The organism is Streptomyces sp. NPDC035033 (genome assembly GCF_040636735.1).
Lineage (GTDB): Bacteria > Actinomycetota > Actinomycetes > Streptomycetales > Streptomycetaceae > Streptomyces.
Genome location: NZ_JBEZUZ010000020.1, coordinates 68,538 through 91,248 on the forward strand (window position 1 = coordinate 68,538; position 22,711 = coordinate 91,248).

At 73.0% G+C, this 22,711-nt stretch carries 14 protein-coding genes and 1 tRNA gene; 8 read left to right on the top strand and 7 right to left on the bottom strand.

All coding sequences use genetic code 11. From position 1 onward, the window contains the following. Positions 1–33: 33 nt before the first annotated feature. From AB0E83_RS11500 to AB0E83_RS11510, 3 genes are all read right to left on the bottom strand, one after another. On the bottom strand, positions 34–3,711 hold the full coding sequence (locus AB0E83_RS11500) for a hypothetical protein (protein WP_362109078.1): 3,678 nt from the start codon (positions 3,709–3,711) through the stop codon (positions 34–36). Further along, positions 3,704–4,816, bottom strand: a complete 1,113-nt coding sequence (locus AB0E83_RS11505; RefSeq protein WP_362109102.1) for a hypothetical protein — start codon at positions 4,814–4,816, stop codon at positions 3,704–3,706. The genes AB0E83_RS11500 and AB0E83_RS11505 overlap by 8 nt, the downstream gene beginning before the upstream one ends. A gap of 86 nt (positions 4,817–4,902) precedes the next feature. Then, entirely contained in the window at positions 4,903–6,549 is a 1,647-nt protein-coding gene (locus tag AB0E83_RS11510) for a PD-(D/E)XK nuclease family protein (protein WP_362109104.1), read from the bottom strand. 159 nt (positions 6,550–6,708) lie between these two features. On the opposite strand from AB0E83_RS11510, the gene AB0E83_RS11515 reads away from it, so the two are divergent. Beyond that, entirely contained in the window at positions 6,709–8,232 is a 1,524-nt protein-coding gene (locus AB0E83_RS11515; RefSeq protein ID WP_362109080.1) for a serine/threonine-protein kinase, read from the top strand. A gap of 54 nt (positions 8,233–8,286) precedes the next feature. On the opposite strand, the gene AB0E83_RS11520 is transcribed toward AB0E83_RS11515, so the two are convergent. Together AB0E83_RS11520 and AB0E83_RS11525 are read right to left on the bottom strand one after the other, a co-directional pair. Further along, the gene (locus AB0E83_RS11520; RefSeq protein ID WP_362109082.1) at positions 8,287–10,299 is read right to left on the bottom strand and encodes an N-6 DNA methylase; all 2,013 of its coding nucleotides are present in this window, start codon (positions 10,297–10,299) and stop codon (positions 8,287–8,289) included. 492 nt (positions 10,300–10,791) lie between these two features. Next, a tRNA-Pro gene (locus AB0E83_RS11525) sits at positions 10,792–10,865 on the bottom strand. Positions 10,866–10,970: 105 nt separating this feature from the next. Here AB0E83_RS11525 and AB0E83_RS11530 point away from each other — a divergent pair. Beyond that, complete coding sequence (locus tag AB0E83_RS11530) at positions 10,971–11,492, top strand: DUF309 domain-containing protein (RefSeq protein ID WP_362109084.1); 522 nt, start codon at positions 10,971–10,973, stop codon at positions 11,490–11,492. On the opposite strand, the gene AB0E83_RS11535 is transcribed toward AB0E83_RS11530, so the two are convergent. Then, positions 11,489–11,857, bottom strand: coding sequence for a DUF488 family protein (locus tag AB0E83_RS11535; protein ID WP_362109086.1), 369 nt, complete (start codon positions 11,855–11,857; stop codon positions 11,489–11,491). The two genes, AB0E83_RS11530 and AB0E83_RS11535, sit on opposite strands and share 4 nt — an antisense overlap. Positions 11,858–11,886: 29 nt before the next feature. Continuing rightward, positions 11,887–12,486, bottom strand: a complete 600-nt coding sequence (locus tag AB0E83_RS11540) for a TetR/AcrR family transcriptional regulator (protein WP_362109088.1) — start codon at positions 12,484–12,486, stop codon at positions 11,887–11,889. Positions 12,487–12,675: 189 nt separating this feature from the next. On the opposite strand from AB0E83_RS11540, the gene AB0E83_RS11545 reads away from it, so the two are divergent. From AB0E83_RS11545 to AB0E83_RS11570, 6 genes are all read left to right on the top strand, one after another. Next, on the top strand, positions 12,676–13,566 hold the full coding sequence (locus tag AB0E83_RS11545; protein WP_362109090.1) for a phosphatase PAP2 family protein: 891 nt from the start codon (positions 12,676–12,678) through the stop codon (positions 13,564–13,566). Next, positions 13,563–14,660, top strand: coding sequence for a DMT family transporter (locus tag AB0E83_RS11550; RefSeq protein WP_362109092.1), 1,098 nt, complete (start codon positions 13,563–13,565; stop codon positions 14,658–14,660). The genes AB0E83_RS11545 and AB0E83_RS11550 overlap by 4 nt, the downstream gene beginning before the upstream one ends. Positions 14,661–14,766: 106 nt before the next feature. Next, the gene (locus AB0E83_RS11555) at positions 14,767–15,786 is read left to right on the top strand and encodes an SPFH domain-containing protein (RefSeq protein ID WP_362109094.1); all 1,020 of its coding nucleotides are present in this window, start codon (positions 14,767–14,769) and stop codon (positions 15,784–15,786) included. After that, on the top strand, positions 15,783–16,685 hold the full coding sequence (locus AB0E83_RS11560) for a hypothetical protein (protein WP_362109096.1): 903 nt from the start codon (positions 15,783–15,785) through the stop codon (positions 16,683–16,685). Before AB0E83_RS11555 ends, AB0E83_RS11560 begins: the two co-directional genes overlap by 4 nt. A 983-nt stretch (positions 16,686–17,668) precedes the next feature. Continuing rightward, complete coding sequence (locus AB0E83_RS11565; RefSeq protein WP_362109106.1) at positions 17,669–19,363, top strand: S8 family serine peptidase; 1,695 nt, start codon at positions 17,669–17,671, stop codon at positions 19,361–19,363. A gap of 223 nt (positions 19,364–19,586) precedes the next feature. Further along, a complete protein-coding gene (locus AB0E83_RS11570) occupies positions 19,587–22,577 on the top strand; it encodes an AAA family ATPase (protein WP_362109098.1) in 2,991 nt (996 codons plus the stop codon). Positions 22,578–22,711: the final 134 nt, after the last annotated feature.

Sequence of the window (22,711 nt, forward strand, 5' to 3'; positions counted from 1 at the left end):
CCTTGGTGGGTGGGGTGACGAGGGGGTTCCGAATCAGGCGGCCGTCGGTCGGCCATGACTTTCGAGGCTGCTCAGGGCCGTGTGGAAGGGCTGATAGAGGAGGCGGGCCAGCTGTGCGTCGGCTGGGTCGACTGTTGCGGAGCCGGTGAAGTACGGGGCGAGGATCGTGCCGAGGGCGTGGAGCAGCCCGTCCGCCCGGGGTACGGCTTGCGTGTCGGAACGGGGAGACAGCGACTTGGCGAGTGAGGGCGCGAAGGCCGCGTCGACGAACACCACGCGAGCAGGAACGCCACCGCGCACCAGGCGACCGATGACCTGCCACATCGTGACCAGCTGATCCCAGGCGAACGCCCGCTTCTCCCAATCCGCGAGGCGCGAGTAAACGTACCGCCGGGACAGGAGGCGTCGCCATTCCTCACGGCCTTCATGCCTCAGCGACTGACCGGCCTCGTCGAGGGAGGACGCCTTGGTGACGAGTTCGGTGAACGTGGCCGGTCCGGTGCGCCGGTCGTCACGGGGGATGTCACGCGCGAAACGAGTGATCCAGTCGTTGACCGCAAAGATCGACAACAAGAGGTCATCGGGCCGCGGGTGCGGACGGACCAGGAAGAGGGCGGTGCCGAAGGCCGCCTTGGAGCGGCTGTTGAGGATGTTGTGACCGCGCTCGACCGCGAGGAGTGGAGCGACGAGCACTTCCGCGGCGGGGTCGTCGGCGAACCTGGCGAGGTCACCGCGCCGCAGGGTGGCCCCGGGGTGCCCGCTGTCGTCCTTGTGCCCTGCGAGGCCGGTGCCGTGCAGGGCCTCGCCGGGGTCGGCGTCGTCGGGGACGAGGACCTTCACCCGTCCGTGCCAGCGCTCCTCACCGTCCAGAGTGTCGGCTACGGCATAGGCCTCCCGGTAGCTTCCGACGAGCAGGAGGGCCCGGCGGCGGTGGTCGTCGGCAACCTTGGCGAGCTCCTGGTCCAGAGGGCTTGCCGAGCCCGAAAGGCCGGGGCGGGCCAATCTGGCGGCCATCGCCCTGGCCTGGGCGATCCGGTCCTTGAGACGCGTTCCCGACAGGCTCATGGGCCTGCCCTTGTCGTCGTAGAGAAAGTGCGTGCCGAACCGGGTGCGGGCCACGGCCTCCAAGGACTCCTCCGAGGGTTTCAGGACGGCGGCGACCGGGGCGAGGACGTGGGCCCGGGTGGACTCGCCGGCCCAGCTGGTGCCGGACATGAGGATCACGTGGGGGCCCCCGCGGCCCGTCGCCGGGTCCGCTCCCAGTTCGTGCAGGCGCAGCAGGAGCTCACGGCCCACTCCGGTGCAGCGGAAGAAGCGCAGAGTGCCTCCGGTGCGGCCGATGTCGTCACGGTCCTGATCGTCGGGGAGGTACTGGAAGCCGAGCACATTGCCCATGGGGGACTCGGGAACGATCGGCGCGTAGTCGAGAGGAGTGCGGCGGGCGAGTTCCTTGCCTGCCGCGTCGAGGCGGAGTGCGGCCTCCACCTGGGGCCACAGGAAGGTGAGCCGGTCGAGGCGCTGGTGGAGGGCGCTCAACAGGAGGGTGAAGCCGAGGCGACGGCAGGTGGTGTCCCACCACTGCTCGCCCGCGCTGCCCTCGGGGATCCGGTCCCGGCACGGGGTGCCGGACAGCAGTTCTTCCGCGGCCTCGCGCAGACGGCCGTTCGTCCGAGCGAGCGACTGACTGTGGAGCAGGTCCTGGGTCACCTTGACGAGCTTGCCGATGAGCGGGGCCTCAAGGTCAGGTTCACGGTCGCCGAACGGATCGTCCCGGAAGGCGTCGAGAACAGCGGCTACGGCGGCCCGGCGCGGATCGGGGACGAGGGGTTCGACGGCGTCGGAGGCGGGATCTCCGCCGTCATCGTCGTAGCCCTCGTACAGGTGCGTCTCGTCCTCCTCCGCCCTTTCCGGCTCCCCGAAGTCCACGCGGAACCATTCGTCGAGCAGCTGCTGCTGAAGGGTCCACGGGCTGAAGTACTCCAGGTCGATCCACTCCCGAAGGTCCTCCTCCTCGATCAGCTGGCGACAGAGGGGATCGACCGCCGTCGTGACGCTCGCCAGTGCTTTGTTCCACAGATGGACCTGCCGGTCCGTGAGGGGCAGGCGGGCATTCCGACAGAGTTCCTCGATCTTGTGCGTGTTCAATCGGTCGAGCCAGGAGGACTCCAGGCCCGGCTGGACGAGAGTGGCGGTCGGGGCGAAGAGCTGGTCGAGGCGCATCTGAACGCTGTCGGCCTCGTCCACCACGATGATGTCGCTGCGCAGGGAGGCGAGTTCGAGCTGGCGCAAGCGCTCGTCGTTGAGGTGGGAGGGGACGGGGCTCTGCACGAGGCTCGCAGGGTTGGCGACCCAGATCGGGGCGTCCACTTGGGCGCGGGCGGTGGCATGGCGGGGGCACTCCGCCCAGACGGGGCAGCCGTGCGGGGTGCTGTCCTGGTCGTCCTCCGGTTGCCTCACCGGGGTTCCCGGCGAGGCAGTGGTCACGACGGTGCGGAGCGCGTCGAGGGGGTCGGCGGACACCCGATCCTCCTCATAGGACTGTGACTCGGGTACGAGCGCGGTGCAGGGGGCGTCCGCGTAACGGAGCGGCTCCGCATAGTCAGTGCCTCGCAGCCCGCCGACCAGGCACACCGTGCTCAATGCATCGAAACCGGGGTCGTCGTGGTCCAGGAGGTTGTCCAGTCCGCGAGAGGCCAGCCTTCGATGCATCCGCTGCACATGGGTCTCACGGGTGCTGTCGCCAAGAAGAGGCACCGCGTTCAGGCCGAGCGCGGTGAACAAGCCGCAGAGCCGAAGCTGCTCCGCGACGTCACCGACCACAAGAGTGGTGCGGAGGGGCACAGGAAGCCGAGCCGCCCATACAGCGAGCAGCGTCATCAGGGTGCTCTTGCCGGCTCCGACCATCCCGACGAGGTGAAACAGGCCGTCCACGCGCATCTCGTCGCTGTCCGTGAAGCCCTGACCGTCGGCGTCCCGCGGAGCGAGCCGCAGTTCGGCGAGGCGCCGCTCCCAGCCGCCCGGGTGCTCGACCGCCTCCTGTCGTTCGGTCTCGTCCATCCAGCGCGCGGTGGCCGAAAGGTCGCGGCGGGTGATGGTGATCGGGGCGGAGCGGCCGGCTCGGTCGGCGGTCAGGTCGTGCCCGCGCGGACGGTCGAAGACCAGGTCGGCCGGAATGGTGACGGACGAGGCACGGCGGAGTTCCCGGAAGGAGCTGCGTCCCGCGGGGGCGAGTGACAGCGGGCGGCGCACGAATTCCGGTAGTCCGGAGAGGGCTCGGTCGTAAGCGTCGATGCGACCGGGTGCGACGACCGGCAAGAGAGGAACGGGCGGGGCACCCAGGTCGGCGGCGGGCACCTCATAGGCACGCAGGTGCGCCGGGAGCAGGCGGTAGGATTCGAGGGCCTGCCGCCAGGCGTGGCCACGACGCAGCGGCCACAACAGGTGGCGGGCCGCGGCCAGCATCACTGTGTCGCCCGGGTTGTTGTCCTGGGCTCCGGAAAGACCGGCGACACGGGCGAAGGGGTATCCGCCGAACAGGGTGTAGGCGCCTTCGGCGGGCTGCCCGGCGTCCAGCCGCTCCAGCAGTCGAAGACCGAGTTCGACCTGGCAGAGGTGTGTGGCGGTGAACCCCCTGGGCACTCCGGGCTGGGCGAGGAGGGCCGGTTGCAGTACCTGGCTCACCGAACGGTGCCAACTGCGCTGATCACGCACGGCCGTTCTCCTTGAGTGTGTCGTGGGAGTGCGGCGTGCGTCCTCTGAGGGCGGCGCGCCGGACGAGTTCCGTGTCGGTGAGCAGCTCGGGGGCGCCCTGCGCATCCTCACAAGCTCGCGCGAAGACCTTCACGTAGTCGGGGCGGGTGTCGATGCGATGCTGGGGTACCACCCAGAAGGCCTCGTCGTAGGGCGGTGTAGGAGGCACCGGTGCAGCCGCCTTGCCCAGGAAGTACGGGCTGGCCCAGTCCTTGACATCGACGGCCCAGCGCAGGCCGTCGGGGAACGTCACGCGCAGGTCATAGGCGTCGAAGCCGGGCCACATCTCGACCTCCAGTCCCATGGCCCGCAACGCGTGCTCCAGGTCGACCTCGGCCCGGCCCGGCCCCGTCACGAACTGCCGCAAGGGACGCTCCAGTTGCAGGAGGGTGCCGGCCTCCTCGCCATTCGTGATCCGGCCCAGGGGCGGCGCGCCGGCCCTGCGACACCGGTCGCGTTCACACCACCATTCGGTATCGCCGAGCGGTGTCAGCAGGGTCAGGCAACGGCCGCACTGGACGAAGTGGCCGTCTCTCCGGTAAGCCCGGGGAACCGGCTGGTACACGATCCGGATCAGCTCGTGGACGGGTTCGAGAAGCATGTCGCCGAGCACGTCGAACATCTCGGCCGCCGTCAGGACGGGGCGCCGTACCAGCAGTCCGCGGAAGGAGCTGTAGGCGTCCTCCTCGCCGTGTTGACGGCACAGCGTCAAAGCGGTGTGCACGATCTGTCGGTCCCGGTGGTGGAGAGCGGGATCAGCACCTCGCTCGGCCCACTCGTGGCACAACTCGGTAGGCCTTCCGGAGCGGGGGTCGAGGAGCAGGTCGTCGGGACCGACCGTCCCCTCGGCCAGCCGGAGGGGCCAGTCCTCCAGGGGGATGTCCTGACAGCGTGCGACGAGTTCCCCGAGAGATGCGGGCGGCCGCTCGCCGGCGAGCAGGCAGGCTACGGCGGTACGGTCCAGGGCGTGCTGGGCCACCGCCGGGTAGGGCAAAGTGAATCGGTCAAGGGCGGATTGCCCCTCGAGGACGCACAGGGCTTGGGCCAGGGTCCTCAGCAGAGGCACCCCCTGGTGCGCCGACCAGGAGTCGATGTCCCCTTCTGTCGTCCGGAGCCCGGGACGGCTTCGCTCGTGCTTCCTGTTCGTGTCGTTCATCGCGGCTCCCCGTTGAGGCGGGCACGTCCGGTGGCGCACCACCTGTGAGCTTCGCAATGCCCGCAGTCATATCCGGAGCGAGGAGCCTCCGGATATTCGGCGGCCGCCGCCCAGGGAACCGCCAGGTTGCGTACGACGGTGCGGGCCTGCTCGATCGTGGCGGGGTCGAAGGGGTCCAGCTCCTCCTCGGCCGACCCGTCAGGGCGCAGCGTCTCGAGTTCGACGCGTGAGCGGCGCGGATCACCGGTCAGTGCTCCCGACGCCACGAAGAGAACGGCGAGGGCGAGCTGGGGGTGGTCCTCCATCAGCTCGTCGGCCGTGCCGTACCGGCGTGCGCTGGTCTTGCTCTCGCGGATCACCACTCCACCCCGTTCGGTGTACACCAGGTCGCAGTCGGCCAGCACCACGACATCGGCCTGGGGGTCGTACACGGTGATCCGGTGCTGTGGAAGGCAGGTGTCCTCCGGACCGATCCTGTCGAAGGGGCAACGCGCACGGTGCTTCTCGAGCATGGCGAGGGCGGGCGCGAGTTCTTCTCCGTCCAGGCCGGGGAGGGCTTCTGGCATCGGAACGTCCCGACACGACACGCGACGAGGATCGGCGTGGCGCTCGTTGAGCCATGCGTCCACCGCCCTGCCTCGCCGGATCGCCGCGTTCTCCGTCCTGAGTTCGCGGAGCTTCAGGACCCTGGTGAGGTGGTAGCGGGCAGGGCAGTCCCTGTAGGCGCGCAAGTCCGAGACGGAGACAGTGCGGCGCTTGCGACCGGGTGTGGGGGCCGGAACACCGAGCAGACCGGGAGTCCGCTTCAGCTCGGTGCACCCCGACAGCGCTTTGCAGTCGGCACAGTCGCCGCCCGGCCGACGATCGATACCCGAAGTGGCCGGGGTGACGCGGGGGGCGACGTGCCGATCGAACAGGACCCGGGCCTCACGCCCCGTCCAGTCCGCGGCGATTCCGCTCTCCTCGGCGCGCAGTACGGAGATCTTCCCGTCGCCGAGTCCGACACCGATGATCCGCACCCGGTCGGGCCCGGGCGCGTCCGGTCGCAGCGGAATCCGTTCGGCTGCGTACGTCGCCGTGTCACAGGGTCCCCCGTAGGCGAGTACGCCTGCCGCCGCGGCGAGTTCGGACAGGGGGCGGGTCGGCCGGAGTGCGCCCAGATTCGGCAGCCAGAGCTCGCGGACGGAACCGTCGGGTGTGGCGTACTGCCGCCCCCATGCTTCGAGTTCATATCGCCGCACCCCTGGCGCCCCTCCCTCCCTGCTGGTCACCCAGCGGTCCGCGACGGGGACCGTTCGGGGAAGGCCTGCGGTCTCCTGCTCGCGGAGGAAGCGTTCACGGACAGCCAAGTAGGTCGCCGCCGCCTCCCGGCCCCATGTCTCGTGTGCGGGCGCGACGGTCGCGTCGTCACGACGACGGGCCGGTCCACGGGGGAACTCGACGGCGTTCACCAGGGTTTCCCACGGGGTGAATCCGAAGTCCACTACGGGCGAGGTGCGCCACCCGTCCGCCGTCGAGCGGAGCCGGGGGCGCGATTTCACCGCCTTCTGGAGGGGGCAAGCTTCGTCCTGCTGCCTGAGTGCGGGAAGCCCGACCCGCACCAGCGAGTCGTCTCCGGTCACACCGAGCGGTTTCTGCCACATCGACACAGCGGACTCCTGAGCTTCTGAGGACGGTCAGGAGAAGAGTGTTGCATGCTGTGAACACAGTCAAGGGCCGAATTTGCCATTCGGTATGCCGCACGTCTGTACTCTTGCTCCTGGGCAGGCACCGCACCGGCAGGAGGAGGAGGCGTGCGGCCGATGGACGCACCGGCGAACGAGCCGTCATGGCTTCTGGACGACAGGTTCGAAGTCTCCGGAGGTCCCCGTAGCGGCGGGATGGGCCAGGTTTACCGCGCCGTCGACCTTCGGACTTCGAGCACAGTGGCGGTGAAGTTCCTTGCCCCCAGCGGGCTGGACGAGGCTGGTGCCCTGGTGCGCCGCAAGCCCACCGCCGGCGATCTCAGGCGCTTCTCCCGGGAGTGCGCCATGCACCTCCGCCTGGGCGGCCAAGGGGTGCCCGCCCACATCGCCCACCGGACGACCGGCCCGTCCCCCTATCTGGTCACCGAGTACGTAGAGGGAACGGACCTCCACCGGTTCTTGAGGAGCAACCGTCCGTCGTTCACCGCTTCGGTCTCCGTGCTCTTCCAGCTGGTGGAGGTCCTCGCCAGGGTGCACGGATGTGATGTCGTGCACCGCGACGTGAAACCGATGAACATCCTGCTCGGGGAGAAGGGCGAGATCTCCCTCGTCGACTTCGGCATCGCCCTCCCGCTCACGCCGGGGGTGACCCGGCACACCGAGGGCGGACGCACGCCCGGGAGCTCCGGATACAAGGCTCCCGAGATCATCCGTGGCGAACGCAATCCCGGCCCCGCAGCCGATCTCTACGGGGCTGGGTGCACCTTCTTCCAACTCGTCACCGGCAGACTGGTCTTCGAGAGCGACGGGGGCGGGTACACCCTTGAGAAGCAGCACTGTGAGGACACCGCCCCGCGGCTGTCCGACCTGCTGCCCGAGGGTGTACCACCCGAGATCGACGATCTCGTCGCACACATGCTCGCCAAAGAGCCGACGCTACGCCCCACCGCACGGGAAGCAGGGGATGTCCTCGCCCCCCACCTGCCCCGGCTCGGCACGCTGCCGCCGATCCCGCTCTTGTCCCCCGACCCCACCCTCCCCTTTCGAGAGGGAAGCCAGACCGCCTCTTCCGGATCCCTCATCACCCCCGCCGCGCGGTCCTCCTCTTCGGCCCGTCCTGCGGTCCGAAGGCAACCCCCAGGACACGTGACGCGCGCCGAGCTCCGCGAGACCCTGTCCGCGGCCTCCAGGGAAGTGCGTCAGGGCGAACCGGGGGAGAACGTCCGGCACCTCGCTACCCTCCTCGACAAAGCCCGTCGCAAGTGGAGCGACGGAGACAGAGAGGTACTGACCTCCATGCTGATCTGTGCGGACAGCGCCCGCATCGTCGGGGACGTACTGACCGCCGGCTCCCACTACCGCACCGTAGAACGACTCACGGACACCGTCTCCCCCGACTCCCCCCTGTTCTCGATTGCCCTCACGGCACGCCTCGGTGCCGCGGAATGCCGGCTGGCCGAGGACGAGGAGGGAGGCATGGTTCTCGCCGTGTGGCTGGAGGCGTGCAAAACCCTCATCGCCATGGGCCGGTCCGCTCCCGCCGACCTGGTGGACCGCTGCCTGGAGACGGGAGCCGATCTCGCCGAGCGGGGGCACGCGGAGACCGTGGCCTCCTGGTCGCGCAGGCTCAGCGCCCGCTGAAGCCGTCCTCGCAGCTTCCCGTACGGAACCGAGCAGCGACGGACGCCCGCCCGGTCAGGGAAGACGCAGGCGCCCGCCCGCCAACAGCGTGGCGAGCGCCCCGCTCAGCCGACCGCCCACGGCACTCAGCTCGGCGATGCCTTCCTCGAAGGCGGTCAGTTGGCGGTGGACTTCACCGAGTGCGCGCTGGTCCTCCAATGGAAGTCGTAGGACCCGCAGCCGCCGCACGTCAATGCGCGATGAGACGGACGCGTGGGTTCCCGCTTGCCGTGCGTTCGCCGGAACCCTGAGACACGCGGCGAGAAAGAAAGGGTCCAACAGGTCTGCTGCACCTCTCAGCCGATACAGGTAGGGGCCGAGCAGATGAGGAGCGCTCGTCTCCACCCAGGCATCAAAACCGAACGCCGTAACGACGACGATTACGTCGCCGAACTCGGTGAAAACAGCCTTGCCCTCATCCTCTAGTCGGCGCGCGGTCTCTGCGTCCAACCATTCCTGGTCCCGCACGCCTTCCTCCGCCGAAGTAGGGGCCGTCAGAAGTTCCACCACCCCGTCCCTCGTCTCAAGACGCCCGCGCTGCACCTCGTCCGTCGGCGGGGCGACCCCATGAACGATCGACACCGCGCCACTGCGCTCCAGTTCCGCCACGGTCACCGTCGGCGGTTCCTGCACCGACTCGGTGACGGTGAGCGGTCGCAGCACTGCCCCGACGTCCCTCATCCTCAGTGCGGAGGCGTCCAGCCCGGTCCACATCCGGCGCAGGTCCACGGCCGAGACGGCCAGTTCAGCGGGGACGTGCCGAGCCGGGGTCAGGTCGGTCTCGTCACCCAGCAGTTCAACCAGGGGAACACGCCCGGTACGCTCGACGTCGTCCCCACGCAGAGCGGCACGGGAGCGCTCCAGGATCTCGTCCCAGTCAATGACTGCCGCGCGGCCACCCGTCGACGTCGTACGGCAATCCGCCGCGTCCACGAAGACCACCGGATCGGTCTTGCCCTGTCTCGGTGGCGCCGTCAGCAGCCACAGATGCAGGCCCACGCCATAGGGCGAAGCGGCACCGGCAGGTAGTGCGATGACTCCCCGTACGGCGCCGGACCTCACCAGCGCGGCTCTGATCCGCCGTCCTGCGCGGCGAGCGGCGACTGCGGGGGGCAGCAGCACGACAGCCACCCCGTCCTCTCCGAGTTCGGAGAGGACATGCTGAAGCCAGGCCAGTTCGGATTCGGTGCGAGGTGGTTGCCCATAGTGCCAGCGCTGGTCCGTGGCGAGCTCGCCGTGCCCCCACTCCCGCTCGTTCGACGGTGGATTGCAGAGGACCACGTCTACCGGTTCCCTCACGAGAATCGGATGCCGCAGGGTGTCCCCCGAGACAACTTCGCGTCTCAGCTCGGGAAATTCCAGGGAGAGACGTGCCCGCGCCAGACCGGCGAGGACGGGATCGATCTCGACTCCCGTGAGCAGCATTCCGGCCGGCGCACCCCATTGGCGTGCAGCCGCCGAGAGCAGATTGCCCACCCCACATGCCGGATCCATGACGTGTTTTACGTCGACGTCGCCTCGCAGCTCGGCGGCGATCGCCGTCATGGTACGGGCGAGTTGGGGTGGGGTGACGGTGACCTGTCGCACATGCGTGGAGAGCCAGCGTTGCAGAAGTTCGGTGAATCCCGCGGCCGATGCGTCCCGTTCAGCCAGCCGCAGCGCCTCGTCGACCAGCGCCTGCTCCCCGACCGTCAGACCGGCCGGACCTGCTGCCCCCGGATCCTTCACTCCGGCGAGGCGCTCGCCGATCGCTGCGACAACCAGTCCCATGCGGTCCCGGTCACCCAGGTCCTCGACCCTCGGCCACAAACGCTCCCAGCCGGCCGACGACTCGTCGACCTTGCCGTGGCGGATCAGCCATGCTTCTACACCATCCAGAGAGAATTGCGGGCTCGCGTCGGTGCCCCCCACAGGGACGGGGAAGTCATCGTGCCGCCTCCGCCAGTTGCTCACGGCGGCTCGCCCCACACCCGCGAGCCGTGCGATCCCGGCCAAAGTCAGAGTCACCGGTTCGTCGTACTCGGCCATGTAGCCTTCCTTGGATGTTCGATCCCGCGGCAGCAGGGGAGGGCTTCCAGCGTATTACGTCGCCGATCGCGTGCGACAGCACATCTCATCTCGCATGTTGACTCTGCTTACAGATTCATGCGGCAGCAGGTCAGGCAGGCGCACGAAGCGGAGCACTCTGTTGAGACCCGGGAGGACACCGCGGAGGGCGAGGTCTTCGTCATCCCCGGCGCCAGATACCCCCGGGCACGGAGGAAGAGATCACAGCCTGGAGCAAGCAGAACACAGCTGGCCACAAGCACCCCCGAGTGGGAAAGTTCCGGCAGGTCCTGCCGATGACGGCGACCGATAAGGTCCTCAGGCGCGAACTCGCCGCGACGCAGCAGAACTGAGCGGCACGGCAGCCACACCCCGATCGGTCAAGTGCGCTGGTCCCCATCTGGTCCCCGAAAACGGTCGAGGGGCCGTTTCAGATTCCTCTGAAACGGCCCCTCGACCCGCGACTTCGCAAAGTCGGGACGACAGGATTTGAACCTGCGACCCCTTGACCCCCAGTCAAGTGCGCTACCAAGCTGCGCCACGTCCCGGTGCCCGTCGGCGGCGGGGTTTCCCGCGTCGGCGTGCAGGAGAACATTACCCCACTCCGGGGGGAGAGATCACGCGGCGGGGGGTGGGGGGCGGAGAATGGCGGGATGAGTGGTGATTCCCGAGGGGCTTCGCAGGGACGGGACCGTGACGCGGAGGGGCGGGCGCGGAACGCGCGGCCCCGGGACGGGCTGGGGCGGCCGCTGCCGCGCGGGGCCGCGGGGGTGCCGCGGCAGCCCGAGGGGGTGGTGCGGGGGGCCGCGGAGACCGTGCGGGAGGCGCAGCGGCTGCTGGACGCGGGGATGCCGTTCCACGCCCACGAGGTCTTCGAGGACGCGTGGAAGTCGGGGCCGGAGGGCGAGCGGGAGCTGTGGCAGGGGCTGGCGCAGCTGGCCGTGGGGCTGACGCACGCCGCCCGGGGGAACGCGACGGGCGGGGCGCGGCTGCTGCTGCGGGGCGCCGGGCGGGTCTCCGGGTACGCGGACGGGGGCGGGAAGACGTACGGGATCGACGTCGCCGGGCTCGTGCGGTGGGCCGGGGAGCTGGCCGGGCGGGTGGAGCGGGGGGCCGTCGAGGGGGCCGCCGCACCGGACGCCGCCGCCGAGGCGCCCCGGCTGGCGGGCGGCTAGCCGGTCAGCTCGTCCCTGAGGACGGCGGTGTGGCCGGTCCCGGGGTGCCGGGCGGCGGTGAGGAGGGTGACCGTGCCCCTCGCGGCGAGGGCGCGCAGGTCCTCCAGGGCCTCGGCCGCCCCGGAGGCGGCCAGCTCGGCCTCGTAGCGGCGGCGGAACCCGTCCTCGTCGCCCGCGCCGGGGCCGTGGTACCAGCGGCGGAGTTCCGTGGACGGGGTGAGGGCCTTGGGCCACGCGTCGACGCGGGCGTCGGCCTTGGCCAGGCCGCGCGGCCAGAGGCGGTCGACGAGGACCCGGGTCCCGTCGTCGGGGGACGGGGGTTCGTAGACGCGGCGGACGCGGACGTCGGGAGCGGTGGCGGGCATGGTCCCAGGGTGCGCGCGTCCGGCGCGCGTCACCCGTCGACGCGCAGGACGGGCAGGAGGACGGCGTCGACGAAGGCGCGGACGGAGGAGGCATCGGAGAAGCGGTCCTCCAGGAGCCGCTCGATGCGGAGCAGGCCCATGAAGCTGGGCGCGACGAACGGGATGGCGGGGTTGTCGGCGGCGACCTCGCCGCGCTCCACGGCGCGCTGGACGACCGCGTCGATGGCGGCGACCTCGGGGGCGATGACGGTCTCGCGCAGGGCGGTGCGCAGGTCGGGGTGCTGGAGGTACGCCTGGACGACGGCCTCCATGAGTTCGGTGTCGCGCTCGTGGCGGGCGGTGGCGAGGCGGGCGGCCTCGTGGAGGTCGCCGGCGAGGGTGCCGGTGTCGATGCCGGTGAAGACCGCGCAGCGGCGGGAGGCGAGGGCGGCGGTGACGAGCCGCGGCTTGGTGCCCCACTGCCGGTAGAGGGTGGCCTTGCCGCACTTGGTACGGGCCGCGACGCCCTCCATGGTCACCGCGTCGTAGCCGCCTTCGCGCAGGAGGCAGAGGACGGCCTCGTACAGCTCCGCCTCGCGCTCCGGCGTGATCCTGCTGCGGCGGGCGGCGGTGGCGGCCTGCGTGGACATGGGTTCCTCCCGGCGACCTCCGGGGTTCTCCGCGCGACCGGGAACCCCTTTTCTCTGCACATCCGAGAGTAGGGGGCGCACAATCGAGACGCAAACGTATCGATACGCTTGCGTCTCGATGGGATCGGATCTAGAGTTCCTCCGTTTGTTGCAGATTTGACCGACTTGACGGATGGGAAGTGCCGCGCCATGGCTACCCGGATACGCGGGACGGGCGGGCCGCGTCCCGCCCCCCGGGCGGAGGGCGGGCGGCCGCCCCTCCCGCGCGAGCTGCTGCTCGTCACCGGCCTCTTCCTCGTCTACAAGTTCGGCCGGCTCCTCGCCAACGGCCACGAGTCGAGCGCCTTCCGCAACGCCGACCTCGTGTGGGACGCCGAGCGGGCCCTCCACCTCCCCGGCGAGGGCGCGGTCCAGCAGCTGCTGCTGCACGGCGAGCCGCTGATCCGGGCCGCGAACACCTATTACGCGGCCGTGCACTTCCCGGCCACGATCGCCTTCCTCGCCTGGCTGTACTGGCGCCGCCCCGCCCACTACCTGTGGTCGCGGCGGGTCCTGGCGCTGGTCACCGGCGCGGCCCTCGCGCTGCACGTCCTGCTGCCGCTCGCGCCGCCCCGGATGCTCGCCGCCACCGGGCTGGTCGACACCGCGCGGGTCTACGGCCCGTCCGTGTACGGCGCCGTCCCCGAGACGGACTCGATGGCGAACCAGTTCGCCGCGATGCCGTCGCTGCACTTCGGCTGGGCGCTGATGGTCGCGATCGGCCTGATCGCCGCGACCCGTTCGCCGCTGCGGTGGTGGTGGCTGCTGCACCCGGCGGTGACGCTCCTCGTGATCGTCGGCACGGCCAACCACTACTGGCTCGACGCGATCGCCGCGGCGCTCCTGCTGGGCCTCGCGCTGCTCGTCGTACCGGCGCCCGCGCGGCCCGCGGCGCTCCCCGCCGAAGAGTCCGCCGCCGGAGCATCTCCCTCCGAAGAGCCCGCCGCCGAAGAGCCTCCCTCCGAAGAGTCCGCCGCCGGAGCGCCCGTCGCACCGCCCGCCGCCCGCTCCGGGGCCGTGCCGGCCGGGGCCCCGCGATGAGCGCCGGCACCGTGCTCGCGGTGCTCCTCTCGCTCGTCTCCGCCGCCGGGTACGCGCTCGCCGCCGTCGCCCAGGCGCGGCTCGCCGCCTCCTCCGCCGCCCCGCCGGGACGCGGGGCGCTGCGGGCGCTGCTCGCGCGCGGCCAGTGGTGGTGGGCCGTCGGCCTCAACGCCGCCGGGGCCCTCGCCCACGTGGCCGCCCTCCACTACGGGCCCCTGACGCTGGTGCAGCCGCTCGGCGCGCTGACGCTCGTGGCGGCGCTGCCGCTGGGCGCGTACACGGACCGGCGGCGGGTGACCCGCACCGAGTGGCGGGGCGCGCTGTGGACCCTGGCCGGCCTGGTCGGGCTCGTCGCGGTCACCGGGCCCGCCGCGCCCGGCGAGGCGCTGAGCCTGCGCGAGGCCCTGGCGGTCGCCGCGGTGACGGCGCTGCTGATCGCGGCGCTCGTCGGCGGCCGCCCCGGAGCCGGACGGCGGGGGGACGGCGCGGAGGGGGGCGTACGGGCCCGCGGGCTCGGGCACGCCACCGCCTCCGGGGTCGCCTCCGGCGTGGGCTCGGCGCTCACCCAGACCCTCACCGCCGCGCTGGCGCTCGGCCTGCCGGGGGGCCGGCCCGCCTGGTGGCAGACCGCCCTGCTGGCACTGCTGATCTCGGCCTTCGCGATGGGCGGGCTGCTCCTCTCGCAGACCGCCTACCGGGGCGGACTCGCCGCCCCGCTGGCGGTGGTGAACCTGTCGAACCCGGCCGCGGCCGCCGTCATCGGCGTGGCCCTGCTCGGCGAGACCTTCCGGGCGGGCGCCTGGGGCTGGCCGATCGCCGCGGCGGCGGCGCTGCTCGCGGCCCGGGGAGTCGTCCTCCTGACCACGGGAGGCTCCGCGGGCCCGGAGCCGGCCCGTACGGCGGAGCCCCTGGCGGGCCCGTCGCCGGATCCGTCGCAGGAGCCCGTACGCGTACCGGCGCCGGCCGCCCCCGCGGAGCCCGCCGGCGCGTCGCCCCTCGGCGGCCGCCCGGCGCCCGAGCCGGGGACGGCGAGCCTGGCCGGGGCGCTGGGCGGGGCGCTCGCCCCCGTACCGGAGGCGGAGCCCGCGCGCTGACCGCGGCCCCCACCCCCTCGGCGTCAGCCCCACACCCCCTTAGCGTCATCTTGACGAAAACCGGAATCCGGTTCTATCGTCATGGTGACGACAAGGGGGTTCTCTCATGGCCGACATCACCCGGCGGGCCGGCTGGCGCCACCTGCGCTCCGCGCCCACCGCCCACATCCGCCACCAGCGGCGCGGCCGTCTCGCGCACGACGGCGCCGGGCTCAGCTTCTGGTTCCGGCCGCTGGGCGCCGCGCTCTCCGAGGTGCCGGTGGACGACCGGGAGCTCGCGATGGCGTTCCACGCCCGCACCGCGGACTTCCAGGACGTGAGCGTGCAGTCCTCCGTCACGTACCGGATCGGGGACCCCGCCACCGCCGCCGCCCGGCTCGACTTCTCCATCGACCCGGACACCGGCGTCTGGCGCGGCACCCCGCTGGAGCAGATCGCGACCCTGCTGACCGAGACCGCCCAGCAGCACGCCCTCGACGTGCTGGCCCGCACCCCGCTCGCGCAGGCGCTGATGGACGGGGTGGCGGCGGTGCGGGAGCGGATCACCGACGGGCTCGCCGGGGAGCCGCGGCTGCCGGCGACCGGGATCGAGGTGGTCGCCGTCCGCGTGGTCGCGATCCGCCCCGAGCCCGAGGTCGAGCGGGCGCTGCGGACCCCCGCCCGCGAGCAGATCCAGCAGGAGGCCGACCGGGCCACCTACGAGCGCCGCGCCGTCGCCGTCGAGCGCGAGCGGGCGATCGCCGAGAACGAGCTCGCCAGCAAGATCGAGCTGGCGCGGCAGGAGGAACGGCTCGTCGAGCAGCGCGGCACCAACGCGCGGCGCGAGGCGGAGGAGTCCGCCGCGGCCGACGCGGTACGGGCGGAGGCCGAGGCCGTACGGAAGGTGCGCCTCGCGCGGGCCGAGGCGGAGGCGGCGCGCGAGGTCGGCGCGGCCAGGGCCGAGGCGCAGACGGCCTGGCTCCGGGCGCACGCGACCGCCGACCCGGCCGTCCTGCACGCCCTGGCCCTCACCCGGGCCGCCGAGCAGCTGCCCCGGATCGAGCACCTCACCCTCTCCCCCGACGTCCTGACCGGCCTCCTCGCCAAGCTGGGCGACGGCGGCAGCGGCGGCGGAGCGGGCGCGTGAGCCTCGCGCCGCGGGCGGTCCTCGTGCACCGCAGGACGGAGTACGAGGAGCTGCTCGCCCGGCACGGGACGCACGGGCAGGCCGCGTTCCTCCTCGGCGCGCGCGGGCGCTCCATCGACGAGGTCCGGCTGCGGCACGAGCGGGCGCGGCGGGCGCTGACGGCCGTCGCCGGGGCCGTCCCGCTGACCTGGCGGCAGACCACGGTGGAACGCGCCGACCTGGACCGGTTCCTCTTCGGGCCGGAGGACGTGGTCGTGGTGGTCGGCCAGGACGGGCTGGTCGCCAACACCGCCAAGTACCTCGCCGGACAGCCCGTCGTCGGCATCGACGCCGACCCGGGCCGCAACCCGGGCGTGCTCGTCCGGCACCGGCCCTCCGACGCCCGGCGGCTGCTGCCGTACGCGGCCGGGCCGGGGGTCGCGGCCGACGAGCTGACCATGGTCGCGGCGGCCACGGACGACGGCCGGCGGCTGCTCGCGCTCAACGAGATCTACGTGGGTCCGCCCGGTCACCAGACCGCCCGCTACACCCTCGACACGGAGGGCGCGGGGGAGACGGCGCCCGAGGCGCAGGCGTCCTCGGGGGTGCTGGCCGGGACCGGCACCGGGGCCACCGGCTGGCTCCGTTCGCTCTGGCAGCAGCGGTCCAGCGCGCTCGCCCTGCCCGCGCCGGCCGAGCCGGGCCTCGCCTGGTTCGTCCGCGAGGCGTGGCCGTCCCCGACGACCGGGACCAGCCGGGTCGAAGGGCTCCTCGGGCCCGCGCAGGGCCTCCGCCTCACCGTCGAGTCGGACCGTCTGGTCGCCTTCGGCGACGGCGTCGAGTCGGACGTCCTCGACCTGACGTGGGGCCAGACCGTCCGCCTCACCGTCGCCGACACCCGCCTCCGCCTGGTGTCCTGACCGGCTCCGGGTCGACGCCCGACCGACGCCCGACCCGCGTCCGACCGGCGCCCGACCCATGTCCAACCGACTTCGGACCGGCTTCGGACCGGCTTCGGGCCGACGCCCGACTGACTCCGGGGCGACTCCGGGGCGCGGGCCGGCGGTGGCCGGGCGGCCGGGCCCGGCGGGGCGCCCGTCCGGCGGGAGAACCACCGCCAGTCCAGTTTCGACGCTTATCAGAGAGTTACCCGTTATGTGCTACAACTCCCTTCGCCCGCGCGGCCGGTGACCGTGCCGACGACCGGCGCCCGGTCACGGCACGGTCCGGCCCTCCCGGTCCGGCCCCCTCGGTCCGCCCCCCGCAGAGCGAGGCGCGCGAGCGCGGGCCCGGCGTCGAGGCCCTCACACCCCGCCGGGTCCCCTCCGAATCCCCGCCGAATCCCGCCGAATCCCGGCCGACCCCCGCCGACCCCCGGCCGGATCCGGGGCTGCCCCAGCCGTCACCAGCCCGCCTCCCCCGCCCCCCGAAGGCCCCCTCCCTCAGGCGCGCTCCCCCCTCCAGGGCCCCTCCCCCAAGGGTCCCCCTCCCCACCCCCGAGGGGTGACAAGGGTTTTCCCCGTATCGCGTTCACCTCCCCGTTCCCTACTGTCCTCCGCACCGGCGGATAACATCCCCCGCATCGCACCTGACAGGTGCATGCGGGGAGACCACCACCGGTGACGGCCTTGACCCGGGCCGTCGGCGCCGGTGGCGGCGCACGGGCCCCCCAGCCCAGGAACCACGGACGCGACCCCACTTCGCCCCGCGACTTCCGCGCCGCCGCCACTGCTCCGCACCTACGTCGTACTCGAAAGGGCCACCCACTTTGAACGGTTCCAGGCGGAGAGTCATATCCGTGGTCGCCACCGCCGCGATCATCGGTGCCACTGCCACCACCACCGGGGCGTTCGCCGCCGCCCCGGCCGCTCCCACCCCGAAGCCGGCCCCGGCTTCGCAGGCGATGCGGGCGCTCCCCAGCGCCCCCGTCGAGAAGGTCATCGTCACCTACAAGAGCCAGGCCGCCGAGGCCGGCTCCAACACGGCCGCGAAGACCGACGCCGCCGAGAAGGCCGCGAAGACGGGCGAGGAGCTCGCCTTCGAGCGCCGCCTCGCCGGCGGCGCCGCCCTGGTCGACCTGGGCGACTCTGCCACCGCGCAGGACGTGAACGAGGTCATGGCCGCCTTCCGTGCCGACCCGTCCGTCGCCGCGGTCGAGCCGGACATCCGTGCCTACGCGATGGCCGTCACGCCCAACGACACCGACTACGCCAAGCAGTGGGACCTCTTCGAGGCCACCGGCGGCATGAACGTGCCCGGCGCCTGGGACAAGACGACCGGCTCCGGCGTCACCGTCGCCGTGATCGACACCGGCTACGCCGCCCACAGCGACCTGGCCGCCAACACCGTCGCCGGGTACGACTTCATCTCCACCTCCTCCGACGCCCGCGACGGCAACGGCCGCGACGCGGACGCCAAGGACGAGGGCGACTGGAACGCCACCGACGGCGAGTGCGGCACCGGCTCCCGGGCGTCGAACTCCTCCTGGCACGGCACCCACGTGGCCGGCACCATCGGCGCCGTCACGAACAACACCAAGGGCATCGCGGGCATCGCCTACGGCTCGAAGGTCCAGCACGTCCGGGTGCTCGGCAAGTGCGGCGGCTCGTCCTCCGACATCGCCGACGCGATCACCTGGGCCTCCGGCGGCACCGTCCCGGGCGTCCCGGCCAACGCGACCCCGGCGAAGGTCATCAACCTGAGCCTCGGCGGCGCCAGCTCCACCTGCCCGAGCGTCTACCAGACCGCGATCAACGGCGCCGTCTCGCGCGGCACCACCGTCGTCGTCGCCGCGGGCAACAGCAACGCCAACACCTCCGGCTTCACGCCCGCGAACTGCTCGAACGTCATCACCGTGGCGTCGACCAGCCGCGAGGGCAACCGGTCGTACTACTCCAACTACGGCACCCTCGTCGACGTCTCGGCCCCCGGTGGCGAGACCCGCCGCGCCACCGACACGCCCGGCACCGTCACCACCCCCGAGAACGGCATCTACTCCACGCTGAACTCGGGCACGACGACCCAGTCGACCGAGAACTACAAGCCCTACCAGGGCACCTCCATGGCCGCGCCGCACATCGCCGGCCTCGCCGCCCTCCTGAAGTCGGCCAAGAGCACGCTCACCCCGGCCGAGATCGAGTCGGCGATCAAGACCAACGCCCGCCCGCTGCCCGGCACCTGCTCCGGCGGCTGCGGCACCGGCATCGCCGACGCGACCAAGACCGTGAACGCGGTCACCGGCACCACCCAGCCCGGCACCGTCTTCACCAACGCCGACAACGTCACGATCTCCGACAACACCACCGTGTCGTCCTCGATCGCCGTCACCGGCCGCACCGGCAACGCCCCCGCCGCCCTCAAGGTCGGCGTGGACATCAAGCACACCTGGCGCGGGGACCTGGTCATCGACCTGGTCGCCCCCGACGGCACGGTGCGCAACCTGAAGGCGTCCTCCTCCTCGGACAGCGCCGACAACGTCCTCGCGACGTACACGGTCGACGCCTCCAGCGAGGTCGCCAACGGCACCTGGAAGCTCCAGGTCCGCGATGTGGCCACGGGTGACACCGGCTACATCGACTCGTGGAGCCTCACCTTCTGAGCCTTCGCTCCACCCGCGTGACACCACCCCCCACACCAGCATCACCGCTGGTCAGCGACGCCCTCGTGGTCTACACCACGGGGGCGTCGCGCTCATCCGGAAGAAGGCCGTGCCCGGAACCCGCTGTCCGCATGCCGGACACCACCCCTGGACGGGGCCGGTCGGCTCCGTATCCTCTGCGCAGGGCTCATGGGCGGGGCCCACGGGCGGAGGTGACGACCAGGTGACGACGGTTCCGCACGGCCCCCTGCCCGCACGCGTCCCCGGCACCCCCGGGCCCCCGGCACCGGTGGGCCGCGAGGAGCTGCTGGCCCGTCTGGAGACGGTCCTCCACGCCCGCGGCCGGGCCCTGCTCACGGGGCCCGCCGGCGTCGGCAAGACCGAGGTCGCGCTGGCCGCCGCCGCCCGGGCCGAGGCCCGCGGCGAGACCGTGCTGTGGCTCGCCGCCCTCCCCGCCGACCGCGCGATACCCGGCGCCGCCGCGGCCGCCCTGGTGGCGTCGGTGGCCTCGACGGCCGCCCGGCCGGGCCCGCGCCCCGAACCGGTCCCCGCCGGGGAGGACGGACCGCCCGGCACCCCCGGCCCCGGCGCCCCGGGCGAGCCGCCCTCCGGGGTCTTCGCCGCGGGCCTCTTCGACGACCTGCCGGGACCGCAGCGCACCGCCGTCGCCATGCTCTGCCGCGAGGCGCCCATCCAGCAGGGCGGCTGGGACCCGATCGCGCTGCGCCTGGGCATCGCGCGGATCCTGCGGGCGCTGACCTCCCGGGGGCCGGTGCTGCTCGTCGTCGACGGCGCCGAGTTCCTCGACCCCGACAGCACCGACCTGCTCCGCTTCGCCCTCCACCTCGCCCCGCCGTCGCTGCGGGTGATCGCGGTCGAGACCCCGGAGCCGTACGGGGACGCCCACCCCGCCGGCGGGCCGCGGACCGGCACCGGCGCGTCCGGCCGGCCGCACCCGGGGCACGCGGCGCACTCCGCGCACCTGTGGGTGCCGTCCGAGGCCGATCTGCTCCTCGTGCCGCCGCTCCAGGCCGACGAGATCGCCGAACTCCTCATCCACCACCGGCTGCCGTCCCGGATGGCCGGCCGCATCCACCGCGCCAGCGGCGGCAATCCGCGGCTCGCGCTCGCCGTCGGCCGCTCCCTCGCCGACGCCCGCACGCCGGTGCACCACGCCGAGGCGCTGACGCTCTCCGGGCGCGCCCGGGACCTCGCCCGGCAGTTGCTCGGCACCGCTCCCCCGCCGGTCCGGGCCACCCTGCTGCTCGCGGCGCTGGCGCTGCGCCCCTCGGCGACGCTGGTGCGCCGGGCCGGGCGGCCCAACGCGGAGGCGGACCTCGCGGCGGCCGAGCGGGCCGGCCTGGTGTCGCTCGCCGAGGACGGTTCGCTCGCCTTCACCGCCGGGCTGCTGCCGTCCACGCTGGTGCACGACGCCTGCTGGGCGGAGCGCAGCGCCGGGCACGCGGCGCTCGCGGAGGTCGTGGACGACCCCGTGGAGGCGGTACGGCACCGGGCGCTGGCCACCGACCGGCCGGACGAGGAGCTGGCCGCCGAGGTGGCGGCCGCGGCGGAGACCGCCCGGCGGCGCGGCAACAACGCGCTCGCCGCCGAACTGGCCCTGCTGGCCGCCGAGTCGACGCCCGGCCGGGACGGGGACCGGCGGATCGCCCGGCTGGTGGACGCGGCCGAGGAGGCGGCCCGGGCGGCCCGGGCCGACCTGGCGATGCGGGCCGCCACGGACCTGCTCGCCCGGGACGCGTCCCCCGCCGACCGGGTGCGGGCCCGCCTCGCCGTCCTCGACACCGCCGGGCAGGGCCTGACCGACCTCGACGACATGTACGTGCACGCCATGGAGGACTCAGAGGGCGCGACCGCGCTCCGGGCCGCCGTACAGCTCCGGCTGGCCGTCAAGTACGTGCTGGCGGACGGCGATCCGGAGCGGTCCCGGACGGCGGCGATGGAGTCCGCCGCGCTCGCCGCGTCGGTGGGCGACCGGCGCACCGCCGCGCAGGCGCTGACCGTGCAGGCGCGCATGGAGCGGGCGCTGGGCTCGCCGGACGCGGAAGCGGTCCTGGCGCGGGCCCGGGAGCTGGAGCTGGCGGAGCGGCCGCTCGGCATCCGCAACGCCGCCCAGATCCTGACGATCCGTCACGCCCTGTTCGACGACCGGCTGACCGACGCCCGGGACGACCTGAACGCGCTGCTGCCGCTGGTGCAGCGGCGCGGTTCGGTCGAGGACGCCATCGAACTGTTCCGCACGCTCGCCGAGATCGAGTCGCGGATCGGCGCGTGCGCGGCGGCGCTGGCGCACGCCGGGCAGTCGCTGGCGCTCACCCTGGAGGCCGGACTCTCGCCGGGGCCCGCCTGGTACGCGCTGGCGCTGGCCGAGACCGCGGGCGGCAGTCTGGGCCGGGCGGCGAGCTACGCGCGACGGAGCGTGCAGGCGTCGGAGGAGGAGGGCGACCGGGTCTTCCTGTCGCGCAGCCGGTACGCCCTGGGGCGGGTCCAGCTGATCAACGGCGACGTGGCGGCGGCCCTGGAGACGCTGCGCCGGGTGGAGGCGGACGAGCGGGCGCAGTCGACGGTCGACCCGTCGATGCTGCGCTGGCACGAGGAGCTGGCGGAGGCGCTGCTCGCCCACGACGCGGTGGAGGAGGCCCTCGCGCTGCTCGCGGAGGTGCGGCCGGTGGCCGAACGGCTGGGCCGTTCCACGGTGTTGCTGGGGTGTGACCGGGCGCGGGCGCTGTGTCTGGCGGCGGAGGGGCGGACGGACGAGGCGGCGGAGCTGCTGACCCGGACGGCCGGCCGGTTCGCGGAGGCGGGGCTGCCGCTGGAGCAGGGGCGGGCGCTGATGGCGCTGGCCCGGGTGGAGCGCAAGCGGCGGCGGCGTTCGGCCGCGCAGGCGGCGCTGCACGGGGCGGCGACGGTCTTCGAGCGGGCGGGGGCGGCGCCGTGGCTGGCGCTGGCCACGGAGGCGCCGGCCGGTGAGCTGCCGGGCGCGGCGTCCGGCGGCGAGGAGGCGCCGTCGGCGCTGGCGTCCCTGACGGAGGCGGAGCTGCGGCTGGCGCGGCTGGTGGGGCAGGGCGCCTCGAACCAGGAGGCGGCGGCGAAGCTGTTCCTGAGCGTGAAGACGGTGGAGGCCCGGCTGACCCGGATCTACCAGAAGCTGGACGTGCGCTCCCGCGCCCAGTTGGCGACGGCGCTCCGCCCCTGAACCGGGGCGGAGCGGCGCCGGGGGCGCCCCCCCCCGCGGGCCCCCGCACCCCCCCCACCCGCGTCCGCCAGTGCTTGCCCGCCAACTCCGTGTCCTGATCCGCGACATGGTGAAGGTAGGCGAGTGCCGACGGT